Genomic DNA, 26,048 nt, shown 5'->3' on the forward strand with positions numbered 1-26,048 from the left:
TGGGCGGCGCCGGCCCGCGGCGGCGCCCACGGGCCGGCGCCGGGCGGGTCAGCTGGCCGGGCTCACCGAGCTCATGTTGAAGTCCGAAATCCGTAGCGCCGGCATCCTGGCCAGGGTGAACCAGTCGGCCCACTCCCGCGGCATCGTCCGGGTGGTGGCACCGATCTCGGCGATGCGGCCCAGCAGGTCCACCGGTGACTCGTTGAACCGGAAGTTGTTGACCGCTCCGACGACCTCGCCGTCCTCGATGAGGAAGACGCCGTCCCGGGTGAGGCCGGTGAGCAGCAGAACCTGCGGGTCGACCTCCCGGATGTACCACAGGCAGGTGAGGAGCAGGCCGCGTCGGGTCGAGGCGATCATCTCGTCCAGGGTGGCGGTGCCACCACCGTCGAGGAGCAGGTTGTCGACGAACGGGGTCACGGCGACGCGCTGACCGGCAGCGCCGGTGCCGCCGGAGTCGTTTCCGGCGCCGTCGGGCCCGGCGGCCGTGGCGGCCAGGCTCGCGGCGCGCGCCGACGAGCGGGTCTGGACGAGCGCGTTGAGACGCCCGTCCCGGATCCAGTCGGTCGGGCCCAGCGGGAGCCCGTTGTCGAAGACACTCGACGTCGCCGAGGACGCCCCGGCCGTCACGAACGGCGCGGTCGTCAGGCCCGCCGCCGCCGGGTCGCTCCACAGACGCAGGCCGGCGGGGCCGAGCGCCTCGCCCACGCGCGTCCCGCCACCGGGGCGGCTGAACACCGTGCGTCCCTCGGCGGCGTCCCGACCGGCCGCCGACCAGTACAGGTAGACCATGAAGTCGGCGACGGCGGAGGGCGGGAGCAGCGTCTCGTACCGGCCGGCCGGCAGCTCCACAGACCGGTCGCACCAGCCGAGCCGGGCCCGCAGCTGGGCGTCGGTCGCGGCGACATCGACATCGGTGAAGTCCTGGGTGGACTGCCCGTGCCAGACCGAGCCGCCGGGGGCGGCGCTCTTCGCGTTCCACTCCACCGAGCCGGTGGGCTGGCTGTGCCGCAGCCGTAGGCCCGTCGACGTCCCGAGCCAGGTCGTGGTGCGGTCGTGCTCGGCGAAACCGAACAGGCGCCGGCCCTGCGCCCGGGCCGCGCCGAACGCCTCGGCCAGGTCGCCGGCGAAGGACGCGAACACCGCGCTGCTGGTCCGCTCGGCCGGGTCGGTGAAGGTCTCGCCGCCGACCGCCGCCGTGGCGGGCCCGACCAGGCCGCTGTAGTCCTCGGCGTCGTCCGATTCGCGGGCGGCGGCCTCGGAGGCGCGGACCAGCGACTCCAAGCCGGCCAGATCGCCGCCGCCGCCCGGCCCGTCCACCGTCGAGGTCGTGCGCACCCCGAAGGAACGCCCGATCACGCTGATGACGGTCACGGAACGGTCGCGCGCGGCGCCGTTCGTGGTGAGCGTGTTGTTCGCCCAGCGCAGGTTCACCGTGCTCGACTCGCTGGCGATGACGATCGTGCCGTCCGCGCGGGACAGCGCCAGCGCCCGTTCGACGATCTCGTGCGAAGCGCGGATCGCCTGTGTCGTCCCCGTCACCGGGAGCCCCTCGCTCATCGGCCGCCCTCGCGGCGCGTGTTCAGGATGCTGACGTCGCGGAACAGCGCCGACGGGCAGCCGTGGCTGACCGCCGCGACCTGGCCGGGCTGGCCCTTGCCGCAGTTGAACGCCCCGCCCAGCACGTAGGTCCCGGGGCCGCCGACGGCGTCCAGCGAGCCCCAGAAGTCCGTGGTGGTCGCCTGGTAGGCGACGTCGCGGAGCTGGCCGACGATCCGGCCCTTGCGGATCTCGTAGAACCGCTGCCCGGTGAACTGGAAGTTGTAGCGCTGCATGTCGATCGACCAGCTTCGGTCGCCGACCACGTAGATCCCCCGGTCGACCCGGCCGATCAGGTCCTCCGTGGACGGCCCGCCCGGCGCGGGGAGCAGCGAGACGTTCGCCATCCGTTGGATCGGCACGTGCCCGGGGGAGTCCGCGAAGGCGCAGCCGTTGGAGCGGTCCACGCCGAGCGCGGCCGCGTTCTGCGCCGCCATCCGCCGGTCGAGCTGGTAGCCGACCAGGACACCGTCGCGGACGATGTCCCAGCGGCGGGTCTGCACACCCTCGTCGTCGTAACCGATGGTGGCCAGGCCGTGCGGTGCCGTCCGGTCGCCGGTCACGGTCATCGCCGGTGATCCGTAGCGCAGCGACCCGAGCTTGTCGAGCGTGGCGAAGGACGTCCCGGCGTAGGCGGCCTCGTAACCGAGAGCCCGGTCGAGCTCGGTGGCGTGCCCGACCGACTCGTGGATCGTCAGCCACAGGTTCGACGGGTCGATGACCAGGTCGTAGCGCCCCGGTTCCACCGACGACGCCTTCGCCTTCTCGGCCAGCAGCGAGGGGATGAGCCCGATCTCGGACTCCCAGTCCCAGCAGCCGGCTGCCGAGCCGCCGACCAGCCACTCCCAGCCGCGGCCGGCCGGAGGCGCGATGGTGCGCATGGACTCGAAGCCACCCGCCGGGTCGACCCGGGTCGCCTCGAGCTGGCAGAGCACGCGGACCCGCTGCTGGGTGGTGTCCGTCCCGGCGGTGTCGGCGTAGAACTTGTTCTCCATGACGGCGGCGAACCGTCCGTCGACGTGATCGACGTCCTCGGCGGAGTACAGCGACCGGCACAGCCCGCCGATCCGCTCGACCTGATCGCGTGGGTCGACCGAGAACGGGTCCGTGGCGTAGCTGGAGACCCAGGTCGCGCCGGCGTGGACGGGCTCGTCGGCCAGCTCGACCGGTTCGGAGTTCAGCGGACGCGCCACCTTGGCCATGGCGACGGCCTCCCGGGCGACCCGCACGGCCTCGTCCACGGTCAGGTCGACACCGGCGGCGAAGCCCCAGGTCCCGTCGTGGACCACCCGGACGGCGAAGCCCGCGGTGACACCGTCCGACCGGCTCTCCAGACCGGCGTCGCGGAACGACAGCGACGACTCCTTGAGACGTTCGATCCGGATGTCGGCATGGGCGGCACCCAGGTCGCGGGCGGCCTGGAGCGCGGCGTCGGTGAGGGCCGCGGTGGGCAGCGCGCGGAACTCCTCGTCGATCTCGTGCGGCGGCAGGGCCGGCTCGGCCGGATCCCGGGGAACGGAGGTCGCCATGCTCCTATCCTGGCCTCACCGACCGCCGGTCGCTCCATCGCCTGCGACTGGCCCCGAATCACCTGGTCGGGGGATGCCGCACCCGGCGGCGGAGTCACAAAGGAGAGCCACGAAAAGGCGCGCACGTGGTCTCCGGGTCGGTCTCCCCCCGAACTGAGGCCGACCCGGAGACGCGCGTGCACCGACATCGGACGTCGGTGCGATTCGGACAGGTCATCTGCGATTCGGACAGGTCATCGTGGTCGCCGCGGGCCCGCGGCCGGTCCGGCGGCCGGAAGCTGTCAGAGGCGATCAGGTGCGGTCCGGCCGGTCGGGCTCACGCGGACTGCCGGGCGCATCCGGACTGCCGGGCTCGTCGGGCTCCGCCGGTCGGTCGGGCTCCGGGCGGATCCGGTGGTTCCGCCCGGGATGCTCACCCGGCAGCCTGCGGCGGCGCTGGTCGCCGCCGCTGTTCGCGCCGCCGGGCACCGGCGGGAGCACGGGCCGCGGGGGAGGTGCGGGGCGGGGCGGTATCCGCGGCCGGTGCCTCGGCGCTGTCGCGGGGCGGGGCGCCGCCGCCGGTGCCCTGGACGTCTCGGTCTCGTCCGGCGTGTTCGGCCCGATCCGGATCCCGATGACGGCATCCCAACGGCGTTCCACCTCGCGGACGGCTTCGACGAGCGGTTCCATCCGATCGGCCGGGGCCGTGCCACCGAACAGGTCCAGTGTTGTAGTCAGTGCACTGATGAAGTACTGGGCGTCCGGCGCGAGCAGATCGACACGGGCCGGACGACCGGGCCGGGGCGTCACCGCGTTCAGATACAGGCCGACGATCCGGTCGATGCGGGCCGCGATGTTCTCGAAGAACGGGTCGGCCGGCTGGTCCCGGTGATTCCGTCGGCTCCGCGGTTGGCCGAACCCGCCCGTCGGGCTCTCCCGGCCATCGGAAGGCGCGATTTCCGGCGCCCATGCGTTCGGGTCCGGTGGCGCCCGGTGCTGGGAGGGGAGATCGGGGTAGGAATCGTCGTCCAGCTCCGACAGGGATACCGGGAGGTCGGAATGTGTCCACCGCGGCGCAGTGGGATCCGGCCGCCGGACCGGTCCGGCCTCGTTTCCGTTTTCGAACCGCTCGCCGTGCCGCCTCGACCAGCTCGCCCACACAACCGTACCGAGGACGATGAGCACCGCGCCGAGCACCGTCAGGAGGAAGGCGCCCCAGCGCGTGCCGCCGCCGGTGATGGCGGCGTCGATGGGCGGGCCCTGAGCTGGCGGAACTGTGTTCCCGCCACCGCCCGTGCCGTCGAGTAGCCAGCCGAGTATCGACGCGCCCCCCGCGAGCAGGAGTGTGGGAACGCCCAGGACGAACGCGGCGCGGAGCCTGCCGAGGCAGGCGGCGGCGACGGTGAGCCCCACACCGACGACGACGAGGTCCCCGACTGAGAGGTCAGTTCCTGGCTCAATGGATGTGAGCACGGTCATCTCACGCCACCCGGTGCCCTGTGTCAGTGCCGCCCCGTTCCAGGCGGGCCTTTCGGTCAGGCCGGGAAAGCGCACTCCGCCGTGTCGCATACGGTTGGACGGGCGTGAACGAGGGGAACCACGGCCGCGTTGACAATCGTGGTCCGGTGGATGGCCACGCCCCCGTGCCAGACATCCATGCACCTCCTCGGGTGCGGGAGGATCTTGAGGTCCTGGCCACCGCCAGGACCTACACGAATCGTGACCGTCCTGGCGCTGAATCGCAAGTAGTTAAGCCGGAATAATCGGCGAGCTTTCGCGAATCCCGTCCAATGCCTGTTTTGCTCAACATCGGGTAGTTGTGCGACTACTTCCCGTCCTGTTTTTGTGCTTCTGGGTGCTTTTCAAGCAGGAAGTGCGGATCGGCAGGATGTCGCAGTCCGTGAGTGTGGTGCGCCGTTGTGGTCTACTCGATTCGATGATCCCGTCATAGCGGACGGCGAGCCGTCCGGGGCGTGCCATGTCTGGTTTCCGAACCATGCCGGTGCCGGTGCCGGTGCCGGTGGCAGTGGCAGTGGCGGATCGGTGACGTCGATCGGCGACGGTGGTCGAGGTATGCGAAGAGAGGTCGGACCCGATGCGTATGACCCCACTCACGCCCGCGTGCGCATCAGCGTCCTGCCCTCAGCTGTACCTGACCGAGGCCGGCACGATCGCCGTCCAGGGGCCGGGTGTCTCCGCCGCCGAGGCGGAGGTCGAACTGGCTCCGGGTGAGCATCTCGTCGAGATCCCGCGGGACCTCCTGATCGCCGCTGTGCGGAGTCTGGGCGCCTAGCGGGCCGCCGGGCCCACTCCCGTCGCCGCGCTGTAAATGCAGGCCCGGTGAGCTGTCGCGGTCGCCGCACCGGTTGTTCCCGGGTAGGTTTTTTGCGGCGTGTCAATCGTGTTTGTGGGTCCGTGACCAGCGTCGATTGCACTAATGGTGATCTATGTGCGGGGTGCCGCGGGATGCCTCGTAGGCATCATCGCCGGTAGCCGGCGCGGTCCACGGCCGCCGTAGTATTCCGGCTGCCCGTCATAGTCTGCGGGGTTGGCCGCCTATTCCTGTTCCAATCCTGCTAGTCTCAGCACACTCGCGTAGATCGCGTGCGCGAGGGGGGAAGGTAGCGAATGAAACTCGTGCCTATAGCCACCTGTAGCGGGGGTGCCTGCCCGACGATCTACGTAACGGACGGCGGCGACGTCGTCGTCCAGGGTTGGGTGATCCCGCAGCAGAGGTCGCACGAGGATCCCCCGGATGGGGAAGCCCGGGTCCGGATCCCACGTGAGCTGCTGCTGCGCGCAGTGGACTCCCTCCCGACTGAAATATAGCGAAGACAGGCCTGAGATCGGGTGGTGCCGGGCTCGGCGAGGGACCACCTCCCGGCACCACCCGCCTCCCGGGTGTCCCGACGGCGGGCGAAGGAAATGACTGAGCGCAGCAGGGATCTACCTGGCCGGGAGCCGGTGGGTATCGTCCTGGCTCGGCTTCGCGGTGAGCGGAGGCTGACCGGGGAGCGGCTGGGAGCGCTGGTTCACATGAGCCAGGCGAAGATCTCGAAAATCGAGCGTGGCGTCGTGCGGCCGTCCCCCGTGGACGTGGAGCGCATCGCCGTCGCCCTGGACGCGCCGCGGGCCCTTGTCGCCAGCCTCGTCGACCAGGCGAGCGCGGACCAGGGCATTGGCGGGGCGACCCGTGGTCCCGCCCGCAGAGGCACCTTCGGCCAGCATGATTTCTTCGCCGAGGAGGCGCGTGCGCATCGTATCCGGATCATGGAACCGATCCTCATACCCGGCCTGCTCCAGGTCGGTGAATACACGCGACGGGTGATCAGCGAGTACTTCAGTCTCACGCATGGGGACGCCGAGAGCAAGTCGGCCGAGACCGCGGCGACGGTTTCCCTGCGTGCACGCCGTCAGGAGCTCTTATACGACCTGAGTCGAAAATTTGAGTTCGTGATATTCGAGACGGTGTTCAGGAACAGGTTCGCAGCCCCGGGTGCCATGCTGGACCAGGTCGACAGAGTCGAAGCTGTCGCCCAGCTCTCCAATGTAACCGTGAAAGTGGTTCCGGACACGGCTGATCTCGGCTACCCGCCTATGCAGGGTTTCACCATTCTGGACGACAACGTCGTTTTGGCGGAATCGATGGACGCCACGATCCTGCGCGACCGGAAAAGCGTCGACTTCTACACGCGTTTCTTCGACCAGTACGCCGGCCGCGGCGTGGACGATCTGGAGACGATCCTCACCAGGTACAAGACCCTGTACGCCGACCTGGCCCGCCCGAAGGGCGACGGCTGACCCGGCCGGCCCGTTGTTCAGGAGAACAGTCGTTCCAGCACCTGGGCCACGCCGTCGTCGTCGTTCGACGCGGTGATCTCGTCGGCGGCGGCGAGGACGTCCGGATGGGCGTTGGCGACCGCGACCGAATGGCCGGCCCAGGCGAACATGGGCAGGTCGTTGGGCATGTCCCCGAACGCGACGACCTCGGCGGCGCGCACACCGCGCTCGCCCGCCAGCTCGGCCAGGGCGACCGCCTTCGACACCCCCGGGCCGGCGATCTCGATCAGGTCGTGGCTGGACGTCGTCACGACCGCCTCGGCACCGGCCAGCTCGACGACCGTCGTGTACACGTCGGCCAGTGAGGCGCCCCCCCGACGGACCAGCAGTTTCGTGGCGGGCAGATGCTCGAGCAGCTCGCGGAAACCGGCGACCAGTTCGTCCGGATCCGGCCACATGGTGAGGAACTCGGGTTCACGGCCGAACCGCACACCGCTCTCCACCGCGAAGGTGACGTCGGGTACCACGGCTCGGATCGCGGCGGCCAGCCTCAGCGCGGCAGGCGTCTCCAGAACGGTCTGGCTGACCGGAACGCCGGCGTCGAGGTCGTAGACGAGTGCGCCGTTCGCGCAGATGGCGAGGCCCGAGACCGCGGTCTGCCGGACGACGTCCGCCATCACCCGGGTGGGACGGCCGGTGACGAACACGACCGTGGAGCCGGAGTTCTCGACCTGCCGCAGTGCTTCTCTGGTCCGGCCGGAGACGGTGCCGTCGGTGCGGATCAGGGTTCCGTCCAGGTCGGTGGCGACGAGAACGGGACGGGACACAAGCAACTAGTCAACCATTCACCGGGATGGGACACCATCGTCCGAGAGGACTGCGCCGGTGTCGCCTTCTTGTCCGCCGATCATCGCCGGCTGTCGTCGCGGCCACTGCGGGTAGCATGCGGACATGGTCTTCTCCGACGCGTCCGAGGTGTCTCGTTCGCCCGTTACCGGCGGCGCGGGGGGCAGCGACGGCGGGGGCGTCCCGGGCGGGGAGTCCGCCGCCGCCGGGGACCAGGCCGGTGGTACGCCGGGCGGAACGTCGCCGTTGCCGTCCGTCGTCGGATCATCTCCCGGCGCGAGTACCGGCCGTGCGAGAAAAACATTTGACGAACTCTTTGTCGAGCTCGCCGGGAAATGGCGTGAGCGGACACCGGGTTCGGGTACCGTCGCCGCCCTCGACCTGGGCGTGCACCATCTCGGCAAGAAGCTCGTCGAGGAGGCCGCCGAGACGTGGATGGCCGCCGAGCACGAGAGTCGGGAGCGGGCCGCGGAGGAACTCTCCCAGCTCCTCTACTGGAGCCAGCTGATGATGATTTCCCTGGGCCTTTCCCTGGACGACGTATACTCGCACCTGTGAGTAGGTCCTGCCTTTCCGTGGTCGTCCGCTTTGCGGCCCCCCGTGCCTTTGGCGAGTGTTGATGATGCTGCGTATAGCGGTTCCGAACAAGGGTGGGCTCGCGGCGGCCTCCAGCCAGTTGCTGTGCGACGCGGGTTACCTCGCGCGGCGGGAGTCCGCCGAACTGGTGGTGGCCGACGTCGAGAACGACATCGAGTTCTTCTTTCTGCGTCCGCGTGACATCGCCGTGTACGTCGGCACCGGCCGGCTGGATCTCGGCATCACCGGCCGTGATCTCCTCGTCGACAGCAACACGTCGGCGCAGGAGCTGGTACCCCTCGGGTTCGGCCAGTCGGCGTTCCACTACGCGGCTCCGGCCGGCACCATCAGCGACATCAAGGAGCTGGACGGGCTGCGGGTCGCCACGTCCTTCCCCGCCCTGGTGCGGACCGACCTCGCCGGGCGCGGCGTCTCGGTCCAGATCGTCAAGCTGGACGGTGCCGTCGAGACCGCCGTGCGGCTCGGCGTGGCGGACGCGGTGGCCGACGTCGTCGAGACGGGGCGGACCCTGCGGGCGGCCGGGCTCGAGCTCGTCGGCGAGTCGGTGCTGCGCTCCGAGGCGATCATGATTGCCAAGCGCGGGGCGGACCTGTCGGCCGCTCACGAGCGGCTGCTGCGCCGGGTGCAGGGCGTCCTGGTGGCCCGGCGTTACGTGATGATGGACTACGACGTGCCCTCCTCCGTGCTGGAGAAGGCCTGCGAGATCACCCCGGGCTACGAGTCTCCGACGATCTCCCCGCTGCAGCGGGAGGGCTGGGTCGCGGTCCGGGCGATGGTCCTGAAGGCCGACGTCAACCGCACGATGGACGACCTGTGGGATCTCGGCGCGCGGGGGATCCTGGTCTCCGGCATCCAGGCCTGCCGGCTGTAGCACCCGGCCTGCCGCTGACCGGCCTGCACTGACCGGCCGGGCCTGACGGCCGGGGTCGGCGAGCCGGTGCCGGCGGCTGCTGACCGGGCCGGCTGGCACTGGCCGCTGTCGGCCGCCGCTGTTCGTCCGGCCACGTCGGCGCGATGTTCGTGTTTTCATCGATCCATGCGCGTGGGCGGGAACGCACGGACAGTCGAGGAATCCCGGCTACGAGCACCGGACGCCGGTCCGATGGAGCGGATGCTCGCCGACATCCACGAGACCTTCCGCACCGACCGGTCCGGGAAGGTCGCCAGCTTCATCCCCGAGCTCGCGACCGCGGACCCGGCCCTGTTCGGCCTCGCCGTCACGACGATGGACGGGTTGCGCTACCGGGCGGGCGACAGCGACGTCGCGTTCACGATCCAGTCGGTGTCGAAGCCGTTCGTCTACGCGCTGGCCCTGCGCGACCGCGGTACCGACGGCGTGCTGGCCAGGGTCGGGGTCGAGCCGACCGGTGACGCCTTCAACGCGATCACGCTCGAGCCGGAGACCGGCCGTCCACTGAACCCGATGGTGAACGCCGGGGCGCTGCTCACCTCCAGCCTGGTGGGCGGCGGCGACGTGGCCGAGCGTTTCGACCGGGTTCTGACGGGTCTGTCGGCGTTCGCGGGCCGGCAGCTCACGGTGAACGAGCGGGTGTTCGCCTCCGAACGGGACACCGGTGATCGAAACCGGGCGATCGGCTATCTGATGCGTGGCGCGGGTGCGTTGCGGGGGCCGGTCGACGAGATCTGTGAGGTCTACTTCCGGCAGTGCGCCGTGGAGGTCACCGCGGCGGACCTCGCGGTGATGGCCGGCACCCTCGCCCGCGGCGGGGTGAACCCGCTGACCGGCGAGCGGGTCCTGGACGAGGAGCACGTCAGCCATGTGCTGACCGTCATGGCGACCTGCGGCATGTACGACCGGGCCGGGACCTGGCTGTTCCGGGTGGGTCTGCCCGCGAAGAGCGGGGTCGCCGGGGGAGTGTGCGCGGTGCTGCCCGGGCAGCTCGGGATCGGCGTGTTCAGCCCGCCGCTGGACGAGGTCGGTAACAGTGTCCGCGGCGTGCGCGCCTGCGAACGGCTGGCCTCCCGGTTCGCGCTGCACCTGCTCGCCCCGCAGGGAGAGCCCCCGCACCCGGTGCGGGGGACCCACCGCGGCGACGCGCTGAGCTCGAAGCGGATGCGCGGCGCGCGGGAACGGGCCGTCCTCGCCGCGCGGGGATCCGCGATCGTCATCCACGAGCTGCAGGGTGATCTGGTGTTCGCCAGCGCGGAGCGGGTGGTGCGCACCGTGCGCCAGCACCTGGACGACGTCCGCTGGGTGGTGCTGGACCTGCGCCGGGTGGCGGCCGTCCGGGAGCCGGCCCTCGAGCTCCTGCGGGTGCTGCTCAACGAGCTGGCCAGCCGGGATGTCAGCATCCTGTTCGCTGATCCGCGCGGGCTTCCCGGCGTCGACCGCCTGATGCGCGGGGACTGGAGCACGCAGCGCGTTCCCGATCTGGAGACGGCGCTGGAATGGGCGGAGGAGGCGCTGCTGATCCGCGAGGACCTCGCCACCCTCCCGCCGACCGCGTACGTGCCGCTCGGCGAGCAGGAACTCCTCGCCGAGCTCGGCGAGGAGGGCACCGACGTCATCGGTGCGGTGTGCGAACGGCGCACCTACGAACGCGGCGCGACGGTCTTCGACGAGGGAGATCCGGCGGACGAGCTCTACTTCGTCACCCGGGGCCTGGTGAACGCGCAGGCGCCGAACGCCGACGGCACCCGCTGGTTCCGGCTCAGCTCGGTTCCCGCCGGCAGTGCCTTCGGCGAGCTGGCGCTCGTGGACGGCGGCCGCCGTTCCACCCGAATCGTCGTCGCGGAGACCACGACCTGCGAGGTGCTCTCGGTCGCCGCGTTCGACACCGTGCTGCGCGAGAATCCGGACGTCTACAACGCGCTGGTGCGCGCGATCGCGCGCAGCCTCTCGGCGCAGCTGCGCCGAGCGACCCGGGAGATTCAGTCGCTGGAGGAGTGAGCGCCCGGCGGCGCCGCGCCCGGCCGAGTGTCCGGGCCCGGAGTGAGTCCGGGCCCGGACCAGGGGTCAGCGACCCCGGATGATCAGCGACATACCCTCGCTGCGGGTGGCCGGGCTCAGGAACTGGCCGCGCACCGCCGAGGTCACCGTGGTCGCCCCCGGCTTGCGGACCCCGCGCATCGACATGCAGAGGTGCTCCGCCTCGACGACGACCATGACTCCACGCGGGTCGAGGACGTCGACGAGCGCGTCGGCGACCTGCGAGGTGAGGCGCTCCTGGACCTGCGGGCGGCGGGCGTACAGGTCGACCAGCCGGGCCAGCTTGGACAGGCCGGTGATCTGCCCCTTCTCGTTCGGGATGTAGGCCACGTGCGCCTTGCCGGCGAAGACCACGAGGTGGTGCTCGCACAGCGACGAGAAGTCGATGTCGCGAACCAGCACCATCTCGTCGTGGCCCTCGTCGAAGACCGTGGTCAGGACCTCCGCCGGGTCCCGGCCGAGGCCCTCGACCGCCTCCTGGTAGGCGCGCGCGACCCGGTCCGGGGTCTTGCGCAGGCCCTCACGGTCCGGGTCCTCGCCGATGCCGATCAGCAGCTCACGGACGGCCCGGGCGACCCGGTCGTGGTCGAAGGGCCGGACCAGCTCCGGCCGGTTCGGCCGCCGCCGCGCCTCGCCGCCGTTGCCAGCGCCGTTGCGCTCCGGGCCGGTCGTGTTGTCCGAGACGTTGCTCCCGGTGGCCGATCCCGGCGAAGTGCCCTGGTCCAGCCCGGAGGAGCCCGCGTTCAGCTCACCGGCCTGTCGCACGACGGTCTGCGCCTGGTCGGAGTCGGAGGTCAACGGCGTCTCCTGTCGTCATCGTTGTCCCAGGTGGGCGGTGCCCAGGGGTTCGCGATCCGGGGGCCTTCCGGCGGCGGGGAACCCGGCGGGGGGGTGCCGTGGGCCGGGCTCGGGGTGCTCTGCCCGGGCCCGCCCTGCGCGGGGTCGCCGGGCCCGAGGCCCGCGGGACCTCCGGCGGCGCTCTGGTCGGCCTGGCCGGCCGGGCGGGGGTGGCTCGCGGCGCCGTTCCCGCCGCCGGTGGCCCCGCCGCCGTTCACGCCGCCGTTCGTGCTGCCGCCGTTCGTCGTGCCGCCGCCGTTCGGGCCATGGCCGGCCGGCCCGCCGTTGCCCTTCACCAGGTCGGAGACCTTGGACGGGACGAGACCCAGCTCGGCCGGGGTCTGCACCGGCGGCCGGTCCGACGGGATGCGCCGCCCCACACCGGTGTACGAACCCCGGCTGGGACGCTTCTGGACGGTGGCGAACACCTCGAGGACGTCGTCCTTGCTCAGGGTCTCGGCGTCCATCAGGCGCAGGACGAGGTTGTCGAGGACGTCCCGGTAGGTGACCAGGATCTCCCAGGCCTCGTCGTGCGCGGCCTCGATCAGCCGGCGCACCTCGTCGTCGATCTCGCTCGCGACCTCCTCGGAGTAGTCGCGCTGGTGGCCCATGTCGCGACCGAGGAAGACCTCACCGGACTCGCTGCCGAACTTGATCGCGCCGAGCTTGTCACTCATGCCGTACTGGGTGATCATCGCGCGGGCGATCTGGGTCGCCTTCTCGATGTCGTCGCTGGCCCCGGTGGTGGGCTCGTGGAAGACGAGCTCCTCCGCGGTGCGCCCGCCGAGGAGGACGGCGAGCCGGTCGAGCATCTCGGACCGCGTCGAGAGGTACTTGTCCTCCAGGGGCAGCTGCATCGTGTACCCGAGCGCCCGGCCACGCGGCAGAATGGTGATCTTGTGCACCGGGTCGGCGTTGGGCAGCGCGTGCGCCACCAGGGCGTGCCCGCCCTCGTGGTAGGCGATCCGCTTCTTCTCCCGGTCGCTCATCGCGCGGGTCTTGCGCTCGGGCCCGGCCATCACCCGGTCGATCGACTCCTCGAGCAGCGCCGAGGAGATGAACCGGACGTCCGACCGCGCGGCGAGCAGCGCCGCCTCGTTGAGCACGTTCGCCAGGTCCGCACCGGTGAAGCCGGGGGTGCGCCGGGCGATGATCAGCATGTCGACGTCCGAGCTGATCGGCTTGCCCTTGGCGTGGACCTTCAGGATCGCCTCGCGACCCAGCAGGTCGGGGCGGTCGACCACGATCTGGCGGTCGAACCGGCCGGGACGCAGCAGGGCCGGGTCGAGGATGTCGGGCCGGTTGGTCGCGGCGATCAGGATGACGCCGCCCTTCACGTCGAACCCGTCCATCTCGACCAGCAGCTGGTTGAGGGTCTGCTCGCGCTCGTCGTGGCCACCGCCCAGGCCCGCTCCGCGGTGCCGGCCGACGGCGTCGATCTCGTCCACGAAGATGATCGCGGGCGCGTTCGCCTTGGCCTGCTCGAACAGGTCGCGGACCCGGCTCGCGCCGACGCCGACGAACATCTCGACGAAGTCGGAACCGGAGATCGAGTAGAACGGCACGCCGGCCTCACCCGCGACCGCGCGGGCGAGCAGCGTCTTGCCGGTGCCGGGCGGGCCGTAGAGCAGGACGCCCTTGGGGATCTTGGCGCCGATCGCCTGGAACTTGCCCGGGTTCTCCAGGAACTCCTTGATCTCCTGGAGCTCCTCGATCGCCTCGTCCGCGCCGGCGACATCCGCGAACGTGGTCTTGGGCGTGTCCTTGCTGACCAGTTTCGCCTTGGACTTGCCGAAGTTCATGACGCGGTTGCCGCCGCCCTGCATCTGGTTCATGAAGAACAGCAGCAGGAAAACGATCAACAGCACGGGGAGCAGGTTGAGCAGCAGCGAGACGAAAACGTTCCCGCGGTCGACGGAGACGTTGTACTTGATGTTCTGCGTCTTGAGCTCGTTGGCGAGGACCAGGGCCTGCTCGGTGGCGAAGGACGACTCGTACTTCTTGCCGTTCCCCAGCTCGACCCGGATGATCTGCTTGGAGTCCTGGATCGTCGCCTCGACGACCTTGCTCTCCGGCCTCGCTCCGGCGCTCTGGTCGATCTGCTGCTGTACGAAGCTCAGGTCTGCTTTCTGATACTCACTCGGTCCGGACAGCACGCCCGTCGTGAGGATGATCACGAAGAGGACCAGGAGCAGCAGAGGTACCCAGCCGCGGAAGATTCTTCTTGGAGTCATCTGTCTGGAACGCCGGACACAAGCGTTCCACCCTCCTGCCGTGTGTGCTGCCCTCGATCGGGATTCCCTTGTGCCGAGGGTACCGCCGGCACGCGCATCTCACCGCGCGTACATCCCAGCAACGGCCCGGGGGGCCGCGCTGTTCCGTAACGGCCGTCGGGGACGTACCGGTGGGCAACCGGACACCGGCCCACCAGAGACGCCGGTCCCCCGGATTTGGGCGAACCGGCCCGCGAGACCTCCCGGAACCCGTGCCGCGCCGGGCTGACCGGGGGACGGATCGCCCTGCCCCGCCGCTCGTCAGGCGCGCCGGGCGATCGCCTCGGGGGTGAGGGTGCCTACGAACGGCAGGGTCCGATAGTGCTCGGCGTAGTCCAGGCCGTAGCCCACGACGAAGGCACTCGGGATGTCGAACCCGACATAGCGGACGTCGACATCCACGGTGATCGCCTCGGGCTTGCGGAACAGCGCCAGTACCTCCAGCGACGCCGGCCCGCGGGAGCGCAGGTTGCGCAGCAGCCAGGAGAGAGTCAGCCCGGAGTCGATGATGTCCTCGACGACCAGCACGTCCCGGCCCTCGATCGCCCGGTCGAGATCCTTGAGGATGCGGACCACCCCGGAGGAGGACGTCGTCGAGCCGTACGAGGAGACGGCCATGAACTCCATCGTGATCGGCACGGCCAGCGCCCGGGAGAGGTCCGCCATCACCATCACGGCGCCCTTGAGCACGCCGACCAGGAGGATCTCGCGGCCGGCGTAGTCCGCGTCGACCCGGGCCGCCAGCTCCGCGATCTTCGCGGCGATCTCCTCCTGGCTGACGAGGATCTCGTCGATGTCGGGATGTGTCCGGCGCGGCCCGCCGGCCGGGGTCGAAGTGCCGTCGTGGTCGGGCTTCGCGGTCGCGGCCTGGCTCACCGGCCTGTCCTCCTCGTTGCACGCTGGGTCGCCTGGTCCTCGGTCGCCCGACGCCGGGGTGCCTGGCGTCAGAGTGCCCGACGCCGGGGCGCGGGACGTCGGTCCGCCACGCCCACCGGGCGCACGGACCACACCACTGGGGTCCGGGCGTTCCGCACCGGTCGCCGCCCCGGGACGGACCGGCGCATCCGGGCCGACGAGGGCGATCCTGCCACCGGTCCGGCGGGCGAGCACCCCCGACGGCAGCGGGACGGGCTTCTGCCCGCGCCAGCGGGTCACCAGGTCCTCGACCGCCCAGATGTGCTCGGCACGCAGCGCGGACGCCGACGATCCGGCCGCCAGCGCGGCGCGGCGCAGGACCCGGCCGCGCAGGGCCTGGGTCAGACCCGCGAGGGCCGTGACGTCGAACTCGACCCGCGGCCCCGGCTCGGCCGGCGGCGCCAGCGCCGGCGGCGGCGTTCGAGGCGCCCGCGGTGCCGTGGCCCGCGCGGGGCCGTCAGCGAGCTCAGCGGCGTCAGCGAGCTCGGTGTAGACCGACTCCGCCTGCGCCTCGAGCGCGTCCGCGTCCGCCCGCAGCAGGTCGGCGGTGCGGGCCAGCGCCTCGGCGATACCCGGCCCCAGCTCCGCCTCCAGCACCGGCAGCACGGTCGAGCGGGTCCGGGCCCGGGCGAAGGCCGGGTCGGCGTTGGTGGGGTCGTCCCAGAACTCCAGGCCGAGGGACTGGCAGGCCTGGCGGGTCTGGTCGCGCCGCAGCCGCAGCAGCGGGCGGCGGATGACGCCGTCGGTGGCGGGCATCCCGCTCAGCGATCTCGCCCCCGAGCCGCGGGCGAGCCGCAGCAGGACGGTCTCGGCCTGGTCGTCGAGGGTGTGGCCGAGCAGCACCGCGTGCGCGCCCAGGCGCTCGCCGGCCGCGAGCAGCGCGGCGCGGCGCGAGTCCCGGGCCGCACCCTCGGATCGCGGGGACGGCGCGGCGAGCACCTCCACCGGGGACAGCCCGAGCAGTCGGCCGCCCGCGGCGACCTCCTCGGCGCGGGCCGGTGAGGTGTCATCCCATCCGTGGTCCACCGTCAGCAGCCCGGCCCGCAGCGCGCGGCGGGGGGCCACGAAAGCCAGCGCGGCGGCGAGCGCGAGCGAATCCGCCCCGCCCGAACAGGCGACCAGGACGAGGCCACCGGGTGGCACGTCGGACACCGCGTCGCGGACGGCCAGCCGCACCGCGGCGACCGCCGGAGCGGGCATCCCCCGGCCCCGCCCGAGCGCGGCGGGCTGCGGGTCGTGCGTCGGCCGGACCGTCACGCGGGCCGAACCACCGTCACGCGGACATCGACGGGCGGGTGCCGAGGACCCGGAGCATCCACGCGCCCGGGTCGGTCAGCTCGGGGCGGGTGGGCAGGGTCTGCGGCGACTGCCAGACGTGGTTGAAACCCGCGACGCCGACCTCGGCGACCACGGCGCGGACGAACGCCCCGCCCTGGCGGTACTGCTGCATCTTGAGATCCAGGCCGAGCAGGCGGCGCAGGAAGCGGTCGATTGGCGAGCCGCCGGAGCGCCGGTTGTCGAACTTGCCGCGGATGTCGGCCACCGTCGGCACGACCTGCGGGCCGACCGCGTCCATGACCTGGTCGGCGTGCCCCTCGAGCAGGGTCATCAACGCCTGCAGGCGGTCGAGGACGGCGCGCTGCGCCGGCGTCTGCAACGCCTCGACGACGCTCGGTGTGTCCGGCCCGTGGTCGCGTACGGCGCTGCGCAGTGCCGTGACGGCGGAGCGGACCCGGTCGGCGAGGACGTCGGGGTCGAGGTCGGTCGCGCCGATGAACGCCGCGATCTCGGACTCGAGGTGCTCGCGCAGCCACGGGACGGCGGTGAACTGGCTGCGGTGCGTCTGCTCGTGCAGGCAGACCCAGAGCCGGAAGTCGCGCGGGACCACCCGCAGGGTCTCCTCGGCGTGGGCGATGTTCGGCGCGACGAGGCTGAGCCGCCCCACCGGGGTCGGAGCACCGGGCTTGGCCAGCGACGGGGCGCTCGCGGCGCCACCCGCCTCGTACTCCTCCGGCGGGAGGAAGACCTCGAACTGGCCGAGAACCTTGCCCGCGAGGTAGGCGAGCGCCGAGCCGACCTGGACCCCGGTGACCCGCCGGCCCACCGCGGCGGCGAGCCGGCCACGGCTCTGGTCGGAGAGCTTCTCGATCAGGGGCGTGGTCGCCACGCGCAGCCCGGCGACGTTGGACCGGACCCACTCCGGTCGGTCGACGACCGCGATCGGGGTCGGCGGCCCGGCCGGGACGAGCTGGGTGTAGTCCTGCACGTGGCCCTCGGCGACGACCGCGAGGCGCCGGAGCTCCGAGACGATCTCGTCCGCTTCCGCCCGGCTTCGCTGCGGCCCTGGTCGGACGAGCTTCTTCGCCGTCGTTACGGCGAGTTCCCAGTCCACCAGCTCAGCGTCCACGAATAGGAGCGTACCGGGCTTCCGGCCGCTTCGCCCGCCCGATCGGACGAGGCCGGTCGGGCCCGGGGAGTCGTCCGGACTACCCGGCCGGCGGCACCGGTGGCCCGGCTGACGGCGCCGCGGCGGTGGCCGGCGCGGGCCCGGTTCCGGCCGGCGGACATCCACAGGAGGCGAGGGCCGCCGCGACCCGGTCCAGGGCCATCTTGGTCAGGCCCTGCTCCTCCACCGGGGCGAACAGCCCGAACAGCAACAGCCGACCGTCGCTGTCGGTCACCATGCCGGCGAGGCTGGTCACGATCCGCAGGGAGCCGGTCTTCGCCCGGACGACCCCGGCCCCCGGCGAGGTGTCGCCGGGGCCGTACCGGTCACCGAGCGTTCCGGTGAAACCCGCGACCGGCAGCCCGGACAGGACCGTCCGCAGGGCCGGATGACCCGGCATGGCGGCCGTCCGCAGCGCCGCGACGAGCGTCGCCGGGGCGATCCGATTGTCGATCGAGAGTCCGCTGGTGTCGCGCAGCGAGGCGCCGTCGGTCGGGACGCCCGCGTCGCGTAGGGCGCCGAGGACACCCCGGGTGGCTCCGTCGAAGCTCGCCGGAAGCCCACGGGCGATGGCGACCTGACGTCCCAGGCTTTCCGCCAGGTCGTTGTCGGAATCGGTGAGCATCCGCTCGACCAGGATCGGGATCGGCGGGCTCTGCACGGATCCGACCTCGCGGGCCGCCGCGTCCGCCCGGCCCGTCGAGACCGAGCCGACGGACACGCCGGCCGCGGTGAGGGCCGTCCGGAAGGCGGCCGCGGCGGCGGCGTCCGGGGTCGGGCTGCGCGGCCCGGCGGAGCCGGGCGCGGCGCGCCCGGCGTCGACCGACAGCGCGGACACCGGGGTCACGTTTCCGTCGGTCACGTACCCGTCACGCCAGCCGGGCGCCATGCCCGGGCCCTCGTAGGCCGTCCCGTCGCCGACCACCGCGCCCACGGCGGTGATGCCGGCCTTGCGGACCTGCTCGGCGAGGTCGCTCAGCCGGGCCGCCGGCGGGTAGCCGGCCGGTCCGGTGGCCGCGGTCAGGGTCGGGTCGCCCGCGCCGACCAGCCATAGCGTGCCGCCCGGCACCGTGGATGATCCGCCGCCTGTCGTGCCTGTCGTGCCTGTCGCGGCTGGTGCGCCGGCCGGGGGGAGGTAGACCGCGCGGGTGCGCAGGCGGGCGTCCGGGGCGAGGGCGGTGAGCGCCGCGGTCGCGGTGGCGATCTTGACCGTGGATGCGGGAGCGGTCGGCTCGGCGGCGCGATTGGTGAGGAGGACCTGCCCGGTCAGCGCGTCGACCACCAGCGCGGCCGGGCCGCCCAGCACCGGGTCGGAGAGCGGCCCGAACAGCCGCGCGGCCACCGCGGCCGGGTCCGCCTTCGGCGCGTCCGGGTCCAGCCCCGGCAGCGCGGACGCCTCGGCGCGCACGGTGGGAGGGGTCGGTGGCGCGCCGCCCGGAGGCGTCGCCGGACCAGGCGAGAGCGATCCGGCGAGCAGCGCTCCAGCCAGTGCCGTGAGGCCACCGGCCCGCGCGCCCAGCGGCACTGTGGTCACCCGGGTGAGGTTACGCAGGTCGGTGTCGCGGGGGTGGCACCCTGCCGGTCACGTCCCGGCTTTCGTGAGGTGGACGGTTTCGTCCCGCCGACACGGGGATGACGCGCGCGCCGGCAGTGTGCCGGCAGTGTGGAGCCGACGATCGCGCCGGCAGAGTGGGTTCCCGGTGAGTGGGAACACCCTTGCGCGGGGCCGGCTCAGTCCCGGTCCGGAGCGGAACCGCTTCGGCGATCACGTGGATCGGGTACGAAGAAGGCCACACCATGGTGTTGGCCGTGGGGCGCGACAGGCGACCATGGAGGTCGCCCGGGGCGGATCGAAAGACCGCCCGAGGACCCTCGGGGCTGTCCGAGGGCGCTCGGAGCCGACCGTGCGGCGCGCCTCGTGGGGCGTGGCCGTGCGATCGTGCGAGTGGCGGCGTTCGTGCGGCGGCATCGCGGTCCGGTGGCCGCACCCCGCCACAGCGCGTCACCGCGCACAGGGCACAGTGGACCCGCGCGAACCGCGGGTCCGGGTCTCGGCTTGACTACCGCGATCGAGTGACGCGCGCGCCACGCGGGTGGCGCATCGCGACACGGACGACCCAGGGACGCCGGACACGGCGTTCCGCAGACCCAGAGCCGGCCTTCGGTGCCGGACGGACCGAAGGAGACAGGGAACGGCGTGGACCTCGAGTTCGACGTGACCATCGAGATCCCCAAGGGGCAGCGCAACAAGTACGAGATGGATCACCACACCGGGCGCATCCGGCTGGACCGGATGCTGTTCACGTCCACCCACTATCCGTCCGACTACGGATTCATCGAGGGCACACTCGGTCGGGACGGCGATCCGCTCGACGCGCTGGTTCTGCTGGAGGAGCCGACTTTTCCGGGCTGCCTGGTGCGGTGCCGCACCATCGGCATGTTCCGGATGACGGACGAGAAGGGCCCGGACGACAAGGTCCTCTGCGTTCCGGTGGCGGACGTCCGGCAGGAGCATCTGCGTGACATCCGTCACCTGCCGGAGTTCGACCGGCTGGAGATTCAGCACTTCTTCGAGGTCTACAAGGACCTTGAGCCCGGCAAGTCCGTCGAGGGTGCGTCCTGGGTGGACCGGGGGGCCGCCGAGCGGGAGATCCTCGCCTCGATCACCCGCCTGAAGGACTCCGAGGGCGTGGAGCACGGGGACGAGGACGGCGCCGCGCACGCACGCACGGCCTGACGACCGCGGTGGCGGCCGGCGGGGTCCATGACCTCACCGGCCGCTGCCGCATGCCCTGAGAAAAGTGCCGGGTGTGTTCGCCGGGGCCGAAGGCGCGCCGCCACCGCCGGTGAACGGCGGCGGGCTGGGAAGAGAGTCTGAGCCGGAGGCGGGGATTGAACCCGCGACCTATCGCTTACGAGGCGATTGCTCTGCCACTGAGCTACTCCGGCATCGGCCAGGCGGCTGCGAGCCGGTGGGCCCCGACGCCGTCCTGCCCGGACGAGTATGCCAGACGAAGGCGCTGTGGCGATCGCCGCCCGTCCGCGACCGGGTCGGGACCTCGACGGAGCTCGCGGTGGGTGGTCGGTGGATGGTCGATGGGTGGTCGGTGCCGGGCGGGGGCGTGCGCGGATCCGGCTGCGCGCCGGGTCCGGATGTGGTCCGGTTCGGTGGCGCTGCGTGTCCTGGGGTGTCGGTCGGAGGGAAGGCGCCGATCTGTCCGTCGGCGCACCCCGCCACATCACGTCGACGTTCGGTTGTCCACGGGATACGAAATGATCAGGATGCGTACTGATCGCATGTCTTGCAAGGCTTTCTGTTACGGATTTGAATGCTCGAACCCCCGCGGGTCGGCCGAAGGTGTCAAAAAGGCACCCCCGGTCGCAGTGGCTCCGGAGAGGTTGCGTAGGGTTTCGCACCATGACCGGGGCCGGGGAAGGTGCGCCAGGCACGACGCGCGGAGCGTCGCTGCTTGTCGCCGAAGACGACGAGGCATCGCGAATCGCGCTGGCACGCAGCCTTGAGCGATTCGGGTACCGGGTGCTCGAGGCCGCGGACGGCGAGGCAGCGCTGCGACTGTTCCAGACCACCGAGATAGATCTCGTTGTGCTGGACGTGGCCATGCCGCGGATGGACGGTTTCGCCGTCCTCAGCCGGCTGCGCCAGACCAGCGAGGTTCCGGTGATCATGCTGACCGGACGCGCCGAGGAGGTGGACCGCGTCGTCGGCCTGGAGCTTGGCGCCGACGACTACGTGGTCAAGCCGTACTCGCTGCGTGAGCTGGTCGCCAGGGTGCGTGCGCGGCTGCGCCGCCGGCCCGTCGAGGCGCCGCCGCAGCGCACGGGGGACGGCAACGAGCCCCTCATCTACGGCGACGTCTCGATCGACCTGCGCGCGCGGGAGGTGGCCGTCGCGGGTGAGCGGGTGGATCTCACCGCCCGTGAGTACGAGCTGCTGGCCTTCCTCGCCCGACATCCACGCCGGGTGTTCAGCCGCGAGGAACTGCTGGAACAGGTCTGGGGCACCCGCTTCCAGGACCCGGCCACCGTGACCGAGCACGTTCGGCGGGTGCGCACCAAGGTCGAGGGAAGACCGCCGCAACGCCGCCTGGTCACCACACTCCGGGGGATGGGCTACCGGTTCGATCCCTGAGATCCGGCTCCGTCGCCTCGCGCAGCTCCCGGTCACCGTCGTGGAGCTCGATGATCGATCCGTTCGGCACGGGTCGGCGCCGGTGGTGTTCCCGGTAGCCGCCCATGTCGAGCCGTTCCACCGTGCCGGCGCGGGCCCGCAGGCACCAGTCCACCGCGCGGATGAACATGCCGTGGGTGAAGACCACGACAAGGCCCGGGGGCGCCTGGTGCAGCCGGGCGAGGAGCCGGTCGGCCCGGTCCATCAGCCCGGCGAACGACTCACAGCCCAGCTCGGGCCGGTCCACCGAGTACGGGTTCGCCTGATGCCAGTACTGCCGCGCGAACGGCGCCCGTTCGCGATCGGTCAGCTCCTGACCGTGGAGACTGCCCAGGTAGGTGAACTCCTGGACGTCCCAGACCTCCAGCGGGGTGGCCGGGAACCTGCGCGCGGTCGGTTCCGCGGTCAGCCGGGCGCGTAGGTACCAGGAGACCACGATCAGGGACGGGTCGTGGGGAATCATCCCGGCCAGCGCGTCGGCTTGGCGCGTTCCGAGTTCGGTGAGGTCGATGCCGTGGGGATCGGCCGACGGCTGCCCCGCGTTCGCCGTGCTCTCGCCGTGGCGTACCAGCCATACCCGCCGTTGCATGGTTCCCCCCATGTCGATGCCGCCGGCCGGCGCCGGCGCGCGGTCATGTCGCGCTGTCTGTCCTGTCGCGAGCCCTGCTGGCCCGCGGGAGACCGGGCGGCCCGTGCCGCGTGCCCCTCGGTGCTCCCCGCGTCCCGGGCTTCCCTCGCCTCGGTGCTCCGTGGCTTCAGTGCTCCGTGCGCCGTCGGGATCGGCGGCGGTGGGAGCGCCCGCCGGGCGGGTCCGGGGACTTGTCCTCGCCGCCGTCCGGTGTCAGGCCCGCGGTCTCGGCCGGGCCCGCGGTCTCGGCCGGGCCCGCGGTCTCGGCCGTGTCAGCCGTGTCAGTCGGGCCGGTCGGATCCGCGGTGTCGGCCGGGCGGGCCAGCCCGGCCGCGTGGGTGGCCTCGTAGGCCTTGCGTGAGCCACACACGTCCGCCCGGGAGCAGGCGTGCCGGCCGCCGCCGTCGAGCGCGACCGTCACCTGCTGGCGCGGCACGTCGTGGGCGACCACCCGGCCGTCCCCGTCCGGTGTGGACGCGCGTGCGCCCACCGCGGGGACGGCGGCGGTGAACTCCTCGTAGAGGGGATGTTCGTAGCGCAGGCAGCACATCAGCCGGCCGCACGCCCCGCTGATGCGCATCGGGTTCAGCGAGAGGTTCTGGTCCTTCGCCATCCGCACGCTCACCGGCTCGAAGTCGGTGAGGAAGGTGGAACAGCACAGGTCCCGCCCGCAGGAGCCGATCCCGCCCTGGAGTTTCGCGCTGTCGCGGGCCGACAGCTGCCGCAGCTGCACGCGGGCGGACAGCGTCCGGTTGAGATCACGTACGAGGGCACGGAAGTCGACCCGGTTCTCGGCGGTGAAATAGACGGTGAAGGCGTTGCTGTCGGGAACCACGTCGACGCCGACCACCTTCATCGGCAGGCCGTGCTCCCGGACGAGCCGGCGGGCGGCGACTCTCGCCTGAGCGCGGCGCCGGCGGGCGGCGTCATCGCGGCGCAGGTCGTCGTCGTCCGCGAGGCCGGCCAGCACCGGCAGGCCGCCGACGTCCTCGCTGACCCACTGCGGAGCCCACACACAGGTGGCGACCTCGGGTCCCTCGTCGGTGGGCACCAGGACGCGGTCGCCGACCCGCGGGCTGTACGGGCCCGGATCGGCGTAGTAGAGCCGGCCCCTGCGGGAGAAGGACACCGCGCACATCATCGGCATGCGACGTCCCGCCACCTTCCGCCCTCGGCTGCCCGGTCCACGGAAGACTACGACGGGGGCGGCGGTGAGACTTCCGGTTCGCCCATCCTCACCCGATGCGGGCCCCGCCCGGAACCTGGTAGACCGCGAACGGGGCCACGATGACCGGGCGGGCGACGTTGCGGACCGGTGTCCCGCCCGGTGTCCGCCCCGCCTCCTGGCCGTGGTGGGCATGGCCGTGGACGGCGAGCGCGGTGGCGGGCGCGTCGGCGGATCCCGTGCCCGTGCCGGAGCGCGCGGCTCGGCCCGCACCGGTGGTGCCGGTCGTGCCGGTCGTGCCGGTCGTGCCGGTCGTGCCGGTCGTGCCGGTCGAGTCTGTCGTGCTGGTTGTGCCTGTCGTGCTGACCGTGCCGGCCGTGCGCGCCGCGGTCGCTCCGTGCCCGGAACCGGCGCCACGCAGGGCTCCCGCCGCGCGTGAGCCGTCGATGGCGGCGCCGAGCAGGGAGCTGCCGAGGAACCGGTGCAACTCCGGCGCCTCGCCCGTCAGCGTCTCCCGTACCGGTGCGTAGTGGGTGAGCGCGACGCGGATGTCGGTGTCGAGGGAGGCGAGCGCGTCGCGCAGGTGGAAGGCGTCGGCCGCGGTGTCCTCGGGGGTGCGGCCGCCCGGCCCGCCGTCGGTGAGGTGGTTGTCGGCGAAACCCGTCACGCCGGCGACCCCGAGTGGGCCGGCCGCCGTCCCGATCGTCGCCGCCGTTCCGTCGAGCACGATCACACCGGCGGCCCCGAGCATCGCGGCGACCCGCCGGCCCTCGCCGGCGTCGTGGTCGTGGTTCCCCAGCACCGCCACGACCGGCAGATCAAGCCCCCGGACGACCGTGCACAGCTCCGCCGCGGATTCCAGCTCGCCGTCGTTGGTCAGATCACCGGCGAGCAGCAGGACGTCGGCGACGATCGCCGCCCGCTGGTAGAGCGGCCGCAGCCGCAACGCGGATCCGGGAACGACATGGAGGTCGCCGACCGCCGCAACCCGCATGCCCGCCCTCTCCGCCGGTGACGCCCCTCGCCGGCCTCGTCGGACAGGCTCTCATGCGTCGCGCAGCGTGAGGGCAAGGGACTCGGCGGCCAGCTGCGGCACCAGGCCCGGGTTGTCCGCCAGCGCCTGCCGTGTCGCCAGCACGGCCTCCCACCGGCGCAGCGTCTGCTCCGGGGTGGCCGTGGCGGCCAGCTGGGCGACGGCGTCGGCCTGGTCGGGGTGCACCGGGGTGACCCGCGCCCGCAGTTGTTGGACGAGGACGTCCCGGTACAGCCCGGCGAGATCCACCAGGGCCCGGTCGAGGGAGTCGAGAACGGTACGCCGGCCTCGGCTCTTCTGGGCCCGCTCCAGCTCCTTGAGCGCCCCGGCCGCGCCGCGGACCTGGAGCGACTTCGGCTTGGCCCCCGCCTTGGCGCTGCGCGCGGACGTCGACCTGGTACCGGACGACGTCGCGCCGACACCCAGCGCCGTCTTCAGCGCCTCGGTCTCGACCTCGTCCCGCTCGGCGTTCGCGGCCTGCGCGTCGGCGTTCGCGGCGTCCACCAGGTCGGCGGCCGCGGCCAGGCAGTCGCCGACCCGTCGCAGCCGGGCGGGCAGGCGCAGCACCGACTCCCGCCGCGCGCGGGCCTGCGGGTCGACGGCCAGCCTGCGGGCCTGCCCGACATGCCCCTGGGACGCCTGCGCCAGCACGGCGGCGAGGTCCTCGGCCACTCCCTCCCGGATGAGGGCGCCGGCCACGTCCCGCGGGTCCGGCAGCCGCAGGGCGACCGACCGGCACCGGGAGCGGATGGTGGGCAGCACGTCGTCGAAGGATGGGGCGCACAGCAGGAACACCGCTCGGTCGGCCGGCTCCTCCAGCGCCTTGAGTAGTGCGTTCGCCGCCGAGTCGGTGAAGCGGTCGGCGTCCTCGACCAGCAGGATGCGCCATCTGCCCGCGCTCGGGGCGCTCGCGGCGTCCCTGATCAGGGCCCGGACGTCGCGCACTCCGATCGACAGCCCCTCCGGACGGACCGTGCGGAGGTCTGCCGCGGTGTCGGAGAGGACGGTGTGACAGCCCGGACACTGCCCGCAGCCCGGCGGAGTGTTCTCGCAGAGCAGGCCGGCGGCGAAGGCTCGGGCCGCCTCGGCGAGCCCGGAGCCGGCCGGGCCGGTGAACAGCCAGGAGTGGGTCATGCCCGCCCGGGCAGCGGCCAGCGCCCCACCCTCGGTGACCAACGCCGCCGCCGTGGCCGCGGCGGTCAGGGTGGCGACCACCGCGTCCTGCCCGACCAGGGTGTCCCAGACCGTCACGCCGCCATTGTCGTGCATCACGCTGAGCAGA

The 26,048-nt window shown here is 72.2% G+C and carries 20 protein-coding genes and 1 tRNA gene; 7 read left to right on the top strand and 14 right to left on the bottom strand.

Annotated features, from left to right (window positions below):
• Positions 1 to 48 precede the first annotated feature (48 nt).
• The 3 genes from B056_RS0133760 to B056_RS39885 all read right to left on the bottom strand — a co-directional run bounded on the left by B056_RS0133760 (position 49) and on the right by B056_RS39885 (position 4,586).
• A complete protein-coding gene (locus B056_RS0133760; protein WP_018506252.1) occupies positions 49 to 1,560 on the bottom strand; it encodes a metallopeptidase TldD-related protein in 1,512 nt (503 codons plus the stop codon).
• Positions 1,557 to 3,128, bottom strand: a complete 1,572-nt coding sequence (locus tag B056_RS0133765; protein WP_018506253.1) for a TldD/PmbA family protein — start codon at positions 3,126 to 3,128, stop codon at positions 1,557 to 1,559. Before B056_RS0133765 ends, B056_RS0133760 begins: the two co-directional genes overlap by 4 nt.
• A 291-nt stretch (positions 3,129 to 3,419) precedes the next feature.
• A complete protein-coding gene (locus tag B056_RS39885; protein WP_051105817.1) occupies positions 3,420 to 4,586 on the bottom strand; it encodes a hypothetical protein in 1,167 nt (388 codons plus the stop codon).
• Between the two features lie 616 nt (positions 4,587 to 5,202).
• Here B056_RS39885 and B056_RS0133775 point away from each other — a divergent pair.
• Positions 5,203 to 5,400 (top strand): hypothetical protein, encoded by a 198-nt coding sequence (locus B056_RS0133775; protein ID WP_026240468.1) that lies wholly within the window; start codon positions 5,203 to 5,205, stop codon positions 5,398 to 5,400.
• Between the two features lie 671 nt (positions 5,401 to 6,071).
• Positions 6,072 to 6,908, top strand: a complete 837-nt coding sequence (locus B056_RS0133780; protein WP_018506256.1) for a helix-turn-helix domain-containing protein — start codon at positions 6,072 to 6,074, stop codon at positions 6,906 to 6,908.
• 17 nt (positions 6,909 to 6,925) lie between these two features.
• Here B056_RS0133780 and B056_RS0133785 read toward each other — a convergent pair whose 3' ends face one another.
• Entirely contained in the window at positions 6,926 to 7,714 is a 789-nt protein-coding gene (locus B056_RS0133785; protein ID WP_018506257.1) for an HAD family hydrolase, read from the bottom strand.
• A gap of 124 nt (positions 7,715 to 7,838) precedes the next feature.
• Here B056_RS0133785 and B056_RS0133790 point away from each other — a divergent pair, with 124 nt between their 5' ends.
• The 3 genes from B056_RS0133790 (at position 7,839) to glsA (ending at position 11,241) form a co-directional block, all read left to right on the top strand.
• Entirely contained in the window at positions 7,839 to 8,291 is a 453-nt protein-coding gene (locus B056_RS0133790; RefSeq protein ID WP_018506258.1) for a phosphoribosyl-ATP diphosphatase, read from the top strand.
• Positions 8,292 to 8,355: 64 nt separating this feature from the next.
• Complete coding sequence (hisG, locus tag B056_RS0133795; RefSeq protein ID WP_018506259.1) at positions 8,356 to 9,201, top strand: ATP phosphoribosyltransferase; 846 nt, start codon at positions 8,356 to 8,358, stop codon at positions 9,199 to 9,201.
• A 165-nt stretch (positions 9,202 to 9,366) separates the two neighbouring features.
• Entirely contained in the window at positions 9,367 to 11,241 is a 1,875-nt protein-coding gene (gene glsA / locus B056_RS0133800; RefSeq protein WP_026240469.1) for a glutaminase A, read from the top strand.
• A 66-nt stretch (positions 11,242 to 11,307) separates the two neighbouring features.
• On the opposite strand, the gene folE is transcribed toward glsA, so the two are convergent.
• From folE to dacB, 5 genes are all read right to left on the bottom strand, one after another.
• Positions 11,308 to 12,078 (bottom strand): GTP cyclohydrolase I FolE, encoded by a 771-nt coding sequence (gene folE, locus B056_RS0133805; protein WP_018506261.1) that lies wholly within the window; start codon positions 12,076 to 12,078, stop codon positions 11,308 to 11,310.
• Positions 12,075 to 14,351, bottom strand: a complete 2,277-nt coding sequence (ftsH, locus tag B056_RS0133810; RefSeq protein WP_018506262.1) for an ATP-dependent zinc metalloprotease FtsH — start codon at positions 14,349 to 14,351, stop codon at positions 12,075 to 12,077. Before ftsH ends, folE begins: the two co-directional genes overlap by 4 nt.
• 300 nt (positions 14,352 to 14,651) lie before the next feature.
• Positions 14,652 to 16,505 carry a hypoxanthine phosphoribosyltransferase gene (gene hpt / locus B056_RS0133815; protein WP_026240470.1) on the bottom strand — a complete coding sequence of 618 codons (1,854 nt, stop codon included), beginning with the start codon at positions 16,503 to 16,505 and terminating at the stop codon, positions 14,652 to 14,654.
• A gap of 73 nt (positions 16,506 to 16,578) precedes the next feature.
• Entirely contained in the window at positions 16,579 to 17,712 is a 1,134-nt protein-coding gene (locus B056_RS0133820) for a zinc-dependent metalloprotease (protein ID WP_026240471.1), read from the bottom strand.
• A gap of 79 nt (positions 17,713 to 17,791) precedes the next feature.
• Positions 17,792 to 19,276 carry a D-alanyl-D-alanine carboxypeptidase/D-alanyl-D-alanine endopeptidase gene (gene dacB / locus B056_RS0133825; RefSeq protein ID WP_018506265.1) on the bottom strand — a complete coding sequence of 495 codons (1,485 nt, stop codon included), beginning with the start codon at positions 19,274 to 19,276 and terminating at the stop codon, positions 17,792 to 17,794.
• Positions 19,277 to 19,948: 672 nt separating this feature from the next.
• On the opposite strand from dacB, the gene B056_RS0133830 reads away from it, so the two are divergent.
• Positions 19,949 to 20,488 (top strand): inorganic diphosphatase, encoded by a 540-nt coding sequence (locus B056_RS0133830; protein WP_018506266.1) that lies wholly within the window; start codon positions 19,949 to 19,951, stop codon positions 20,486 to 20,488.
• Positions 20,489 to 20,628: 140 nt separating this feature from the next.
• Here B056_RS0133830 and B056_RS0133835 read toward each other — a convergent pair.
• A tRNA-Thr gene (locus B056_RS0133835) sits at positions 20,629 to 20,700 on the bottom strand.
• A 469-nt stretch (positions 20,701 to 21,169) separates the two neighbouring features.
• Between B056_RS0133835 and B056_RS0133840 the strand changes: the two genes are divergently transcribed.
• Complete coding sequence (locus B056_RS0133840; RefSeq protein WP_012157746.1) at positions 21,170 to 21,901, top strand: response regulator transcription factor; 732 nt, start codon at positions 21,170 to 21,172, stop codon at positions 21,899 to 21,901.
• Here B056_RS0133840 and B056_RS0133845 read toward each other — a convergent pair.
• The 4 genes from B056_RS0133845 to B056_RS0133860 all read right to left on the bottom strand — a co-directional run bounded on the left by B056_RS0133845 (position 21,861) and on the right by B056_RS0133860 (position 26,035).
• Entirely contained in the window at positions 21,861 to 22,529 is a 669-nt protein-coding gene (locus B056_RS0133845; protein ID WP_035753716.1) for a histidine phosphatase family protein, read from the bottom strand. The two genes, B056_RS0133840 and B056_RS0133845, sit on opposite strands and share 41 nt — an antisense overlap.
• A 166-nt stretch (positions 22,530 to 22,695) precedes the next feature.
• A complete protein-coding gene (locus B056_RS0133850) occupies positions 22,696 to 23,715 on the bottom strand; it encodes a PSP1 domain-containing protein (RefSeq protein WP_018506269.1) in 1,020 nt (339 codons plus the stop codon).
• An 88-nt stretch (positions 23,716 to 23,803) separates the two neighbouring features.
• Positions 23,804 to 24,727, bottom strand: coding sequence for a metallophosphoesterase family protein (locus tag B056_RS0133855; protein ID WP_018506270.1), 924 nt, complete (start codon positions 24,725 to 24,727; stop codon positions 23,804 to 23,806).
• A 51-nt stretch (positions 24,728 to 24,778) separates the two neighbouring features.
• On the bottom strand, positions 24,779 to 26,035 hold the full coding sequence (locus tag B056_RS0133860) for a DNA polymerase III subunit delta' (protein WP_018506271.1): 1,257 nt from the start codon (positions 26,033 to 26,035) through the stop codon (positions 24,779 to 24,781).
• Positions 26,036 to 26,048 lie beyond the last annotated feature (13 nt).

The organism is Parafrankia discariae, from assembly GCF_000373365.1.
GTDB lineage: Bacteria > Actinomycetota > Actinomycetes > Frankiales > Frankiaceae > Parafrankia > Parafrankia discariae.

What these genes read in the sequence shown, in the direction of transcription:
- B056_RS0133760 (WP_018506252.1), bottom strand. Translation starts at nt 1,560, where the DNA reads ATGAGCGAGGGGCTCCCGGTGACGGGGACGACACAGGCGATCCGCGCT.
- B056_RS0133765 (WP_018506253.1), bottom strand. Translation starts at nt 3,128, where the DNA reads ATGGCGACCTCCGTTCCCCGGGATCCGGCCGAGCCGGCCCTGCCGCCG.
- B056_RS39885 (WP_051105817.1), bottom strand. Translation starts at nt 4,586, where the DNA reads ATGACCGTGCTCACATCCATTGAGCCAGGAACTGACCTCTCAGTCGGG.
- B056_RS0133775 (WP_026240468.1), top strand. Translation starts at nt 5,203, where the DNA reads ATGCGTATGACCCCACTCACGCCCGCGTGCGCATCAGCGTCCTGCCCT.
- B056_RS0133790 (WP_018506258.1), top strand. Translation starts at nt 7,839, where the DNA reads ATGGTCTTCTCCGACGCGTCCGAGGTGTCTCGTTCGCCCGTTACCGGC.
- hisG (WP_018506259.1), top strand. Translation starts at nt 8,356, where the DNA reads ATGCTGCGTATAGCGGTTCCGAACAAGGGTGGGCTCGCGGCGGCCTCC.
- glsA (WP_026240469.1), top strand. Translation starts at nt 9,367, where the DNA reads ATGCGCGTGGGCGGGAACGCACGGACAGTCGAGGAATCCCGGCTACGA.
- ftsH (WP_018506262.1), bottom strand. Translation starts at nt 14,351, where the DNA reads ATGACTCCAAGAAGAATCTTCCGCGGCTGGGTACCTCTGCTGCTCCTG.
- hpt (WP_026240470.1), bottom strand. Translation starts at nt 16,505, where the DNA reads ATGCCCGCTCCGGCGGTCGCCGCGGTGCGGCTGGCCGTCCGCGACGCG.
- B056_RS0133840 (WP_012157746.1), top strand. Translation starts at nt 21,170, where the DNA reads ATGACCGGGGCCGGGGAAGGTGCGCCAGGCACGACGCGCGGAGCGTCG.
- B056_RS0133845 (WP_035753716.1), bottom strand. Translation starts at nt 22,529, where the DNA reads ATGCAACGGCGGGTATGGCTGGTACGCCACGGCGAGAGCACGGCGAAC.
- B056_RS0133850 (WP_018506269.1), bottom strand. Translation starts at nt 23,715, where the DNA reads ATGCCGATGATGTGCGCGGTGTCCTTCTCCCGCAGGGGCCGGCTCTAC.
- B056_RS0133855 (WP_018506270.1), bottom strand. Translation starts at nt 24,727, where the DNA reads ATGCGGGTTGCGGCGGTCGGCGACCTCCATGTCGTTCCCGGATCCGCG.
- B056_RS0133860 (WP_018506271.1), bottom strand. Translation starts at nt 26,035, where the DNA reads ATGCACGACAATGGCGGCGTGACGGTCTGGGACACCCTGGTCGGGCAG.